Genomic DNA, 12,068 nt, shown 5'->3' on the forward strand with positions numbered 1-12,068 from the left:
TTTATGTTTTTCAGTTCTTTGTTAAATGTTTGCGAATCTTCCTTTACCCATTTGACTTTTTACATTTCTTTGTAAATGGACTACTAAACATAGCTGATGGTTTGTATAAGGAAATAGTGTTTCTATGGCTTTTGATATTGAAGGAAAATCATCACTTACTATAAGCATTATCCTTTTTAGTCCTCTATCTATCAAATCATTGAATACTTTTATCCAATCTGCTTTATTTTCACTGCTGAAAAATGTGTAAAATCCAAATATATCTTTGTTTCCTTGTAAATCTACTTTAAAGAACTACATAAGCAGAAGCTTTTCTAATGGATACTAAACTCTTAAGAAGGTTTATATAATCTTCATTAACTCTTTTATAATGGTCAGGTAATATTTGTGGTCTAAACCTACCTTTTCTATCTCTTGGGACATTTATGTTAAGCTTGAAAGAACCTGTATTTAGACTTCTTTCATAATACCCATTTGCTTTGTTATCATCGCCATTTTCAAGAAAGAAATTTCTTTCTTGGTTCATAACTAACTCTACAACGGATTCTAAAAGCTTCTTATACCTATCTTTTCTTGAGTTGTTATACCATTTGGAAAAAGTTCTTTTACTAATTCCTCAGCGGTTCTGTCTAATATTTTTTCAAAGTATTCTTTTTTATTCATTGCTGCTCCTCCTTATAATTTTATTTAGACATAACATTATTTTAACTCCTAACTATCCAAGATATCCAAATGGGCAGGCATATGTAGAGAGAATGAATAGAGCATTACAAGAAGAGTTCATGATGTACTACGAAGATTATGAATTAAAAGACATTCATGAGTTTAATAAAAAGATGTTGCAATATATGTTATGGTATAACACAGAAAGACCTCATCATAGTTTAAACAAAAAATCACCTTTACAATACTTTTGTGATATTATAAATTCAAATAAATCGGAATTTTCCCAAACTGGTATGACTTATACAAATTCTTGACTTTTTTCTCGCTGTGATTTATAATTTTGGAGGGTCGTTTTAAATTATTTAAAATTTTGTTAAGTATTAATTTACAATTTTTAAATACTTATTAAAACTTTGATTAGGAAAATAGTACTTTTGAACTTGACATTTTTTTAATTAGCCCTACCTTATAAGCGACACCAAAAAAATATTTTTTAGGAGGTTAGATATGTACTATGTAGCAAGAGTTATAAACGACGAATGCAGTAAATACAACTGCAAGCAATGTACTCTTTTTTGTCCAGAGCCAAACACGCTAATGTATAACGACGAAAAACATCACGCCTATGTGAATGAGGAAAGGTGTAAGGGTTGTGCTTTATGCGTTTATGTTTGTGAACATCTGCTAAAACGAAATGCTATAAAAATGGTTATGCCAGAAGTTCATGCAGATTAAGTAAAGAAATTTAAAGGAGGCTGATATGGCACATATAGGTCAAAGTGGATATTCACCATATCCGGTAGCTGTTTATGAAGGAATATTAACTCCGCCACCTGGAAAGGCTCTCATTTTTAATGAGATAGTAGATGAAGATATTGCCATGCGAGAAGCTGCAAAGGCAATGTTGACAAGACAAAATCCCACCATATTTCCCGGTCCACAGGTACTTTACGCATGGAACGAAGAAGCAAAGGAAAAGGCTAAGCTTGTTAGAAAAATGGCAGAAGTTTTAGGAGCTAAAATAATCCCTATGTACGACTATAGACCCAAGTATCCAAAGATAAATCCATCTGTTGAGATAAATCCTAACCATCCTAATCTTACTATATGGCATAACAAGATAAAAGCTTGCATATTTGTAGGTGTCCATTGTCACTATGCAAATGTGGCGTTAAAGATCATAAGAGCAGAGACAGACTGTTTTACTATAGCCATGTGTAGTATGGCAGGGCACGAAGACGCAATGATAACTCTTAGAGACCAGCACGCTGAAGACATGGAAAGGTTCATAAAAATAGCAGAGGAGGTAAAAAGAGAACTTAAACAATATTGATATAAATCATTTTAAATAGCATTTTTTCAGAATAAACTTAAAAAAACTCGTTTTATAGGAGGATGATATGCAAGCTACGGAAACTTTATTATACAATAGGGCAGGCCAGAAGATAGTATCTCCGGACTATCTTCTTTTTGAAGCTCCAAGAGCTAAACATTTTATGACAGGTTCTGAGGCGGTGAAAGAAGCTGTAAGGCGAGCGTCCGTTGATGCATCCGTTTCTTATCCTATAACTCCACAGTCAGAAGCTGCACATCTTATCGGTGAGCTATGGGCAGAAGGATATGTAGGTGTTTATTTTAGAGGTGAGTCCGAGTTTGGAGTTATGTCAGAAGTAGCAGGATGTGCCATGGCAGGTGCAAGAACTATAACAACCACATCTGGACCAGGAACTCTCAGAGCTATGGAAAATTTCCCGATGTGGGCTGGAACAAGAATACCAGTTCAATTAGTATTGATGGCAAGAGGTATAAACTCTCCACTTTCTATACAACCTGACAATCTTGAAGTGGGATTTTTGCTTGATACAGGTTGTATGATATGGTACGCAGAAACTGCTCAAGACTTATTTGATATGATATTAGCCGGTTTTACAGTAGCCGAGCAACCTGATGTGCATGTACCAGTAATTAATGTAATAGATGGCTTTTTTGTCTCCCATACAAGAGAAGCTATTATGCTTCCTCCGGATGATATAGCTCTTCCTCCATATAACCCATACAAAGCACCTATGCCTGTTATAGATGCAGAAGTTCCACCAGGTAGATTTCTAAGAGACCCATTTGTAATGAAGTCTAACTATATATCTTATGCTACCCATGCAAGTTGGCAATGGGAAGTAAGGGCTGCAATAGAAAGGTCAAGACCTTACGCTAAGCATTATCTAAGAGGACTTATTGAGCTTTTCGGAAATCCAGAAGCAGAGCTAGTCTTTGTAGCGTGTGGTACAGCATCTGCTCAGGCAAAGGAAGCTGTAAGACTCTTGGAAGATGAAGGTATTCCTGCAAAAGTCGTAAAACTCAAAACTATAAGACCTTTCCCTATAGAAGAATTAAGAGAATCTGTTAAAGGTGCTAAGTACATATTCGTACCAGAGTTTAACGTAGTAGGTTGGCTCGAAAGAGAAGTTAGAAGATATCTTTATGGCCACTCTAACGCTGAGATAATAGGTGCTCCAAGAGTTGCTGGAGGAATGACAATGCCTGCAGAAGCTATAGTTAAAGAAGTTTTAAAATTAACAGGAAAGGAGGTAAAACATGTCATATAATATATACGAAATCAACGAAGACCTAAAAGAATTTATACCTAAGGAAATAGTAGACCTTCAAGAGAGAGCAACATGGGGAAATCCAAAAAGAGGAGTAATGGATCTACCTTATTCCAAGGAACTGGTAGAAGAACATTCTCTTTGTGCTGGATGCCCTGAATCCGCAGCTTTAAGATATATCCTAGCGTCTCTACCAAATCCTGAGGATACTATTATAGTCAACTCTACGGGATGTACATCCTTAGTATTTCCTCATATAGCACTTCATACTGTTCACTCATTATTTGGAAACCAAAATGCCGTAGCATCCGGTATAAAAAGGGTTCTTGAAATTCGTTTTCCAGATAAGGTAAAAGATGTAGTAGTTCTTGCAGGCGACGGTGCAACAGTTGATATAGGTCTTGATTGCACTCTTCAATCCTTCTTTAGACAAGAAAGAATAACAACCATTTGTTTTGACAACGAGGTTTATGCTAACACAGGGGGACAGGAAAGCGGTTTAACTGTTAAAGGATATGTGTTTAAAATGGCTCCTAAAGGAAAACAATTTGACAAAGTCCCTATGTGGCAGCTTGCCATAGACTCAGGATGTCATTATGTAGCAAGACTTACAGTTTCATCTCCTAAAAGGGTTGAGCAAGTCATAAAGAAAGCTATATATGTTGCAAGGGAAGTGGGACCAACTTATGTACACCTTTACACTCCATGTATACTTGAGATAGGCTTAAACTCAGATGATGGACTTGAGGAAATGAGAAATAGGGATAAAGAAAGATTTGCTTTCTTTGAATATATGACTCCGCACGCAGAAGAGGTGATCAACAAAGTTAAGGAGGAATGTTTATTATGAAAAGAAAAAGAGTAAATATAAGAATGCCTGCCTTAGGAGGACAAGGTGCTGTTACCGCAGCTCACATCATAGCTACTGCCGCAGACTACGAAGGTTATTATGCAGTTTCTAACCCTTTTTTTGGTGCTGAGAAAAGAATGGCTCCTGCGGAAAGTTATGCACGTATCGGCCTGGAACCTATCTACGACAGAGGAGAAGTTGTTTATCCTGATGTTATAATGGTTTTTCATCCTCAGGTTATCACTATGGGAAAATCTTATACCATGCCTTTCTACTCTGGTATAAAGAAAAATGGCTTGATTATTATAAACACGGAAGAAGATTTGCTTACAGATGAAGACAAAGAACACTTAGAGTCATTGAATGTTAAGGTGTTTAACTTTCCAGCTACAAAATTCGCCATTGACATAGCAGGTACTGAGCTTTCCACTAATATGGCTATGATCGGAGCTTTATTTGGTTTAATAGGCTGTGTAGGTTTAGAAGCTATAGAAGAAGGTATAAAATCAAGATTCCTTAAAAAATTCGTAGCGTCGGGTGGTACAGCGTCTCTCGACTCGGCTCTTGAAAGGAAGTTTAAAAAGAAATTAGAGCTTATAGAGAAAAATCTTAATACTGCAAAATCTGCTTACGAACTTGCTGAAAGATGGGCTAATGAACAAGGTATAGAACCTTTCCTGCCAAGACCTCAGGAAGTAATGAAAACCCAAGGTGTGTAACCCCAGATTAGGGTTTTATAAATAAAACAAATATCGATTAAACTTAGACTTTAGATTGGCACAAAAGATACAGAAAATATGAGGCGTATAAGTGAGTGTTAAAATTAAAAATACACTGTATACGCCTCTCTCTTTTTCAAATACTAACTTAAATATTCAAAAAATTATAAATAATTTAGATTTTTTATAGAAAAAACCAGATTTAAGTAAATATCACTACTAGTTAAATTTTATATTCTTCACTTAAATTTTTAAGAGAGTCAATAAGAGCGTCGATAGTTTAAAAAGGCTGTTCCAAAAGAAGTATTCATAAAGATGATATAACCTTGGAGAAAGGATAACCTTATTCGTCATTCTGCAGCCGGAAAAGAAGCTCATACTTTTAATGAATTTTAATTAATTAAAATTAATTAACTAAAAACGTCTTCAGGAGTTGTTATGGTTATTGAGCTTATTATTTTGATCTCACCCCTGCTTTCTATAATAACTTCTTTATTTTTGGAAAAGAGGCATTATTCAAAAGTCAGCACTATTTTAACAGGTATTGCTTTCTTTCTAAGTCTATATGTACTCTTATTTGCCAATAAAGAAAGTTCTTTTATTTTCTTCAAATTTGACGGTCTTGGAACTCTTCTTGCTTCCTATATACTCCTTGTAAGCCTTGTGATCCACAAATACTCGGAAAACTATATGAAGGACGAGCAAGGGTTGAAAAGATACTTCATCCTTCTTGACTTGATGACTTGGAATTTATTAACTCTTGTTCTTTCAAACCACCTACTTGTTTTGTTTGCTTCTTGGCACCTGATGGGAGTAATTCTCTATTTTCTACTTACTTTTAACAACAGAAGAGAGCAAGCGGTGGAGTCTGGAAGGCTCGCACTCTTTACCCACAGGCTTGCTGATGTTCCTCTTCTAATAGCAGTCTTTTTACTTTACAAACAGCATGGCACCTTTGAAATAAGCAAGTTAGCCCAAGTGATTACCACAGAATCTTCAGATACTCTATGGATACCGACTCTCTTAATAATACTCAGCGGTATAATAAAGTCTGCACAAATACCTTTTCATGTTTGGCTAGTTTATAGTATGGAAGGTCCTACCCCCGTTTCCGCTCTTATGCACGCAGGTATAGTTAACGCAGGTTCTATCATAGTAAGCAAATTTTCCTTCTTGTTTGCTTACGATCTTTACGGGCTAAGTCTTTCCTTCTTGGTAGGCATAATAACTGCTGTGTTGGGCTCCACCCTTATGTTAATCCAGAACGATGTAAAGAGAGCATTGGGATATTCCACTGTAGGGCAGATGGGTTATATGATGATGGAAGTAGGCGTAGGTGCCTTTGCCCTTGCCATATATCATATGATGGCTCACGGTATATTCAAGGCTACCCTGTTTCTCTCCTCAGGAGGAGTCATACACGAAGCAAGAAGGGACCCTAACATTCCAAGGGACGAGGTTTACGACGCATTGATAAAAAAGGAGGAGCCTTATAAAGATACACCCACCCTGTTTTATGGAGCCATTTCTTTGTTGGTGCCACTTCTGTTAGTTTTGATTACTCACTACATCTTTGAGCCGGATTTCTTTAAATACCAGGCCCCCCTCATACTTTTATTCTTTGGCTGGATAACATCCGCCCAGGTGCTTCTTAATCTTTTTAAGGTAGGTAGGGAAAAACCTCGGCTTACTGCCTTCTTAGGCATAGTTTCCCTGTTTGTTTTCCTAAGTATATATGTCTTTATGTCCCTTCTTCTTAAAGGGCTTGTCTTTCCTTACGAAGGTCTTCAGGAAAAGGTATACGAAAGGGCTTTTTCTAACCCTGTCCTTCTCGTACTCGGCATAGCTATAAGCTTAATTTTGGTCTTGGTGGGCTGGATCCTCATATACTTTGCCAACAGGGAAGAGCCTGTGAAGGTTCACCTTAGCCTTTACGCCCACCTTTCCAGAGAACTTTACTTCCCAGACCTTTATAAGCTTATAGGAGAAGGATTTATGAAGATAGCTCGTATTTTAGCCTTTACTTCTTTTTCTGCGTTGTCTGTTTATGGAATTTTCTACACAGGAGAGCCCTTGAAGAATTTCCCTCTTGAGGCGTTCATACTTGCATTCTTTATTCCCCTGTTTCCCATAAGTCTGATAACCTCTTACCTCATAAGAAGGTTCTGGATATACTCTTACCCCCTTGTTGTACTTTTGGGTGTGATAAGCCTTGCGTTCATAAGAATACCAGAAAATGAATTCCTCTACTATCTCGCAAGCTTTACGCTACTTTTCCACTCGCTAAGGGCTGTATTAAGTCAAAGCTTTAAGGAAGGCATCTCAGAGCTGTATCCTGCGCTCCTTAGTCTGATTTGGCTATCCAAGGAAGAAGCCCACTTTATTTTCCTCCTATTGCCTTCCGCCCTTCTCTATCTCCTTGGCATTTACACTAAAAGGATGTTGCATACAGACAGCTTTTATTACGTCGGTGGACTTATGGAAAAGATTCCCATTTATTCCCTTTTGTTAGTGATGGCATCTTTGCAAGCATGCCTTACACCTCTTATGCCAAGCTTCTATTCATTCTTTGATACGCTTTTGAAAGCTAATGTCATACAGGCAACCTTGCTAATAACAGGATGGTTTTTGCTTGGTGCAGCCATTGCCCTCTCTGTTTGGAGGCCATTGCACGGCTTGCCAAGAGAGGATATAAACTATACAGACTTTATGAGGAGATAAGTTCATGGAAAAGGGAAGAAAGCTATACATAAGGTCTCTGGTAAATATATCTTCTGAGCCAATAGCATACTTTTGGCCCATGAGAACTTTCATTACCCGTAATCCCCTAAGGGAGTTTGAAGATAAACCCTTCAAGGATGCCCTAAAAGACGCAGAGTTTTTATTTGGAGGTAGAGGTTTTCTAAAAAGGGAAGATTACAGAGAACTTTACTCTCAGGGCTACATAAAGGAGCGGTTTCTAAAAGAAGGGATAAGAAAGTTCCTTTCCTTTGTAGAACCTAAAGCTCCTCTTCCCTATGAAGAACTGTTTTTTACACTCATGGTTGAGGATATAAAGGAGCCCGCCCTAAACAACCTATACAAGGGAAAAATAGAAAAGGAAACAATGAACGTCCTCTTAGAACATTTTACAGAAAACCCAGCCCAAGTATGTAGGGAACTTTTGCTATCCATAGGCTTAAAGCATACAATACAAGAGATCATAAAAATACTAACCGGTAAAGACCTCTCCCAAACCATAGACGAGCTTACCATAAAGTCAGCTTTTGACTTTTTGGACGAAGGACAGTCTACCATAGACATGCCCGGTAGGAGTGTGGGCTTTTACAAAGCTTGGAGAGAGTTGGCAAAAAGGAACTTAAGGTTCTTGATATGGGCAGGGAAAGGTTTAAAGGAGATGGTAGAAGCCTTTGAAGAGCCAGAGCCTGCCATAGAGTATATACTAACTTCCTTTGAACTCCCACAAGCCCTTTGGGAGAGATACATAACCCTTGAACTGGCACGCCTGAAAGGTATAGTGGGTTTTATAAAGTGGCGTTCTCACAACAAGTTTTACTACTGGCAAAAGGTACATCCTGTTGATGTTGTAGATTATACAGCCATAAGACTTTTGATAGCCAAGGCGGTAATAGATGCCAACAAAAAAGACCTTCCATTTGAACCCACCTACAGGACATTGGAAGAGTTTTTAAGCAAGGACTATGCCAGAGCCTACATCAAGTACGAGCTTGCCACAAAAAGATGCCCGCCACAGCTTTGGGATCGTATAAGGGATTATCTAAAGAAGCCTCACGAAAAAGTAGAAGAATACACAAAAGCAAAGGCGGAAATTCTGACACTTAGTCATTATCAGTTTCTAGCAAACTGGACGAAAAAGGTAGGCATAGACATAAACAGCATCAGCCCAGAGTATGTCCTTGAACTGGTAAAAGTTTATGAAAAGTTCAAAGAGGAAGAGGGGTATATATACCTTAGAGCCCTTGAAGACACACACATAGAGAATCTGATAGAGTCCATAAGGTTATCCCAAGAGAAGCAAGAAAAGCCTCTTGCTCAAGCGCTGTTCTGCATAGATGTACGGTCGGAGCGTTTTAGGAGAAACCTTGAAAGCTTAGGAATGTATCAAACTTACGGTATAGCAGGCTTTTTTGGTGTTCCCTTTGCCTTAGTGAACCTTCAAAAAGGGCACGAAGAATTTTTATGTCCTGTGGTAGTGATTCCAAGAAATGTGGTTTTTGAGATGCCCTACAAAAAGAGTGGAGTAGAAAAGGAAAAGGTCATCCACCAAGTTCTTCACGGTGTAAAAGACCACATATTGGCACCCTTTGTGGCGGTGGAGATGTTAGGGTTTGCCTTTGGTTTTGACTTCTTGGGAAAGACCTTCCTACCGGATAAGTATCTAAAGCTTAAAGAACTCACCCTTAAAGACCACACAAGAACATCCCTAATGGTAAACAAGCTCTCCGAGGAAGAAATAGAACAGATAACAAGAACTTACTACTTTAACGTTATAAGGTCAGTATTACAAGAACATCTTGAGATTCAAGATATTGACGACAAGGTTGTAAGCCGGGTGTATGAAGCCTGCATAAACAGTGAGGACACGCTCGATGATAACTTGAAAAAGGCGGTTGAAATTCTGAAAAATAAATACAAAGTGGACCGCGGTTATGTGGAACTTTTCAAGGAGAGGCTGAAAAGCGTAGGCTTTACAAAGGAAGAGCAGGCGTTTCTAATATCCACAGCCCTAAAAAGCATTGGTTTAACCAAAGACTTTGCCTCCATAGTTTTTGTGTTTGGACACGAGAGTAGATCTGAGAATAACCCCTATGAGTCCGCCCTGGATTGCGGTGCCTGCGGTGGTGCTTCAGGTATTTATAATGCCAGGGTTTTCTGCGTTATGGCTAACGACCCTGAGGTAAGGCAGATAATGGCTCAAAGACATGGATTGGAGATATCATCAAACACTGTATTTATCCCGGGCATTCATAATACGACTACCGACGAAATATTCCTTTACGACCTTGAGTTTTTGCCCGCCAACTATCTCCCGCTACTTGAAAACATGAAGAAAGATTTTCAAAGGGCTATGGAGCTTACCCTGATAGAAAGAGGACAGTCTTTGGATGCAAAAAAACCCGAGGAGGTTTCTAAGAAAGCCTACGATTGGTCTGAAGTTAGACCCGAATGGGGTCTTTCTGGTAACTATGCCTTTATTATAGGCAGGAGAAGCCTTACCAGCTCCGCCAACTTGGTGGGTAGAGTATTCTTGCATTCTTACGACTATCGCGTAGATAAAAAAGGTTTCTTGCTGGAAAACATACTCGCAGGTCCGTCTGTTGTAGGTCAATGGATAAATTCCGAGTATTATTTTTCGACTGTGGATAACGAAGTTTATGGCAGCGGAAGCAAGGTATATCATAACATTGTGGGAAGAATAGGGGTAATGACCGGTAATTACAGCGACCTAAGAATAGGTCTACCAGCCCAAACGGTGCTAAAAGATGGTAAGCCCTTTCATATACCTTTAAGATACACGCTTGTTATAGAGGCTCCTTTTGAGTTGGCGAAAAGAGCAATCGACAAGATAAGAAAGATAAGGGAACTTATGCAAAACGAGTGGATAAACGTGATTATCTTTGACCCAGAAAGCGGAATCTTTTATAGATACTCGGAAGGCAGCTGGACTGAATATCTTAAAAAAGAGGAGGTAATGATATGAAGAGTGTAAAGCTTCATGAGATGAAAAAGGTGGAGATTGTTATCAAAGGAGAAGATTTAGATTTTGTGATTGAATTACTAGAAAGAGCAGGTGTAAATGGCTACACTATAATACATAACCTTTCTGGAAAGGGTAGTCATGGTTTTCATGAAGGACATCTTCTATTCAACGAAGAGGATACTCTCGTGATGGTTATTTCGGTAATGCCGGAAAACCTTGTTGAAGCAGTACTTGAGGGTATAACTCCTTTTCTGAACAAGCATTCAGGTGTAGTGTTTGTTAGCAGTGTTATGGTGAGCAGAGTAGAAAAGTTCTATATTGACTAATATATAGACTGGAATGTAGGAAAAAACTAAATTCTAACATAAATATAGCTGCACAGGATTATTTTCTATCTTTGTAAACTACTAAATGTACTAATATAGTATAATTTGAATATGTCGAGTAAGAAATTCAATAAAAGCATGATATTCTTCTCCGGCTGCAGAATGACAAACAAGGTCATCCTTCCTTTAATGCTTATTATTCAACCTTTCTCTGTCATCCCAAGGACGTAAGTCCGAAGGATCTCCTTTTTAAAATCTATAAAAATCCTAATTTCTCACTCCAAGGTATTACTGTTGAATTTAGTTAATTGATTTTATTAGAATAAGGAAAGGTCTGCCTTCGTAATGGGACAATGTATGACTTATATCCAAATTACCAAAAGAATAATTAACAACAAGAGCTTCAGGGTAGTCTTTTAACTTCAGTATTCCCTTAACTCTAACAACATCTGTGGGTAAGTTGTTAATCATATTGAGAAGCTCGTCATAATCAATAGCTTCGTCTAAATAAATTACTTGTTGAGTATGGTTGTGTTTATGGTCTTCAACGTTAAGATAGTAAAGTTTTTCTTGTAAAGCGAAGATGCCACTAAACACTTCTGCAGGCAGCTTTCCATGAGATGTTTTGTATAGCTTGAAGCTCTTAAATACTGGCTCGTTGGTAAAAAGATTTCTAAGTAAATATCTTTTCCATATGTCCACAACACTATCTTCCACTTGTTTAATTGTGTTTTCATCTACAAGGTCTGTTTTGTTCAAAACCAGCACGTTAGAACTGCCTATCTGGTGTCTAGCGGTATCCTCTTGACTATATAGGTTAAAGTTCTTCGTGTCTATAAGGCATATTACTCCTTCTATTACGCACCCTAAGTTCTGAAGACTTATCATAACAGGAAAAGGCTCAGCAGAACCAGAGGTTTCTACCATGAGCACTTCAGGTTCATATTTTTCCCTTAGTTCACTGATAGCCTTTTCAAATTCTGCATGTATGGAGCAACATATACAACCCTCCGGAAGCTCCAAAACTTCAGAGTATGCGTTTTTCAAAATCTTCCCGTCAACACCTACTTCTCCAAGCTCGTTTACGATAACTGCTACTTTTTTTTCAGAAAAATGTTCCTTGGCAGCATTTAAAAGGAGAGTGGTCTTCCCACTTCCCGAGATAACCAGTTATTATGAAGG

9 protein-coding genes and 2 pseudogenes are annotated in these 12,068 nt (G+C 38.0%); 9 read left to right on the forward strand and 2 right to left on the reverse strand.

The annotated features are described in order from the left end of the window. A pseudogene (locus SULYE_RS08815) lies at positions 1-663 on the reverse strand (transposase); the annotation flags it as partial. Between the two features lie 50 nt (positions 664-713). Here SULYE_RS08815 and SULYE_RS01995 point away from each other — a divergent pair. The 9 genes and pseudogenes from SULYE_RS01995 to SULYE_RS02035 all read left to right on the forward strand — a co-directional run. Then, positions 714-980 (forward strand): annotated as a pseudogene (locus SULYE_RS01995) (integrase core domain-containing protein); the annotation flags it as partial. A 193-nt stretch (positions 981-1,173) separates the two neighbouring features. Continuing rightward, the gene (locus SULYE_RS02000) at positions 1,174-1,401 is read left to right on the forward strand and encodes a 4Fe-4S dicluster-binding protein (protein WP_007546004.1); all 228 of its coding nucleotides are present in this window, start codon (positions 1,174-1,176) and stop codon (positions 1,399-1,401) included. A 25-nt stretch (positions 1,402-1,426) separates the two neighbouring features. Then, a complete protein-coding gene (locus SULYE_RS02005; protein ID WP_007546005.1) occupies positions 1,427-1,999 on the forward strand; it encodes a carbon monoxide dehydrogenase beta subunit family protein in 573 nt (190 codons plus the stop codon). Positions 2,000-2,066: 67 nt separating this feature from the next. Further along, complete coding sequence (locus SULYE_RS02010; RefSeq protein ID WP_007546006.1) at positions 2,067-3,269, forward strand: transketolase C-terminal domain-containing protein; 1,203 nt, start codon at positions 2,067-2,069, stop codon at positions 3,267-3,269. Then, positions 3,259-4,119 (forward strand): thiamine pyrophosphate-dependent enzyme, encoded by an 861-nt coding sequence (locus SULYE_RS02015; protein ID WP_007546007.1) that lies wholly within the window; start codon positions 3,259-3,261, stop codon positions 4,117-4,119. The genes SULYE_RS02010 and SULYE_RS02015 overlap by 11 nt, the downstream gene beginning before the upstream one ends. Further along, positions 4,116-4,838, forward strand: coding sequence for a 2-oxoacid:acceptor oxidoreductase family protein (locus tag SULYE_RS02020; protein WP_007546008.1), 723 nt, complete (start codon positions 4,116-4,118; stop codon positions 4,836-4,838). The genes SULYE_RS02015 and SULYE_RS02020 overlap by 4 nt, the downstream gene beginning before the upstream one ends. A gap of 438 nt (positions 4,839-5,276) precedes the next feature. After that, complete coding sequence (locus SULYE_RS02025) at positions 5,277-7,559, forward strand: proton-conducting transporter transmembrane domain-containing protein (protein WP_007546009.1); 2,283 nt, start codon at positions 5,277-5,279, stop codon at positions 7,557-7,559. 4 nt (positions 7,560-7,563) lie between these two features. Next, positions 7,564-10,560, forward strand: coding sequence for a DUF2309 domain-containing protein (locus SULYE_RS02030; RefSeq protein ID WP_007546010.1), 2,997 nt, complete (start codon positions 7,564-7,566; stop codon positions 10,558-10,560). Then, entirely contained in the window at positions 10,557-10,886 is a 330-nt protein-coding gene (locus tag SULYE_RS02035) for a DUF190 domain-containing protein (protein WP_007546012.1), read from the forward strand. Before SULYE_RS02030 ends, SULYE_RS02035 begins: the two co-directional genes overlap by 4 nt. 300 nt (positions 10,887-11,186) lie before the next feature. Here SULYE_RS02035 and SULYE_RS02040 read toward each other — a convergent pair whose 3' ends face one another. Further along, positions 11,187-12,056, reverse strand: coding sequence for a CobW family GTP-binding protein (locus SULYE_RS02040; protein WP_343122140.1), 870 nt, complete (start codon positions 12,054-12,056; stop codon positions 11,187-11,189). Positions 12,057-12,068: the final 12 nt, after the last annotated feature.

This window comes from Sulfurihydrogenibium yellowstonense SS-5, from assembly GCF_000173615.1.
Classification (GTDB): domain Bacteria; phylum Aquificota; class Aquificia; order Aquificales; family Hydrogenothermaceae; genus Sulfurihydrogenibium; species Sulfurihydrogenibium yellowstonense.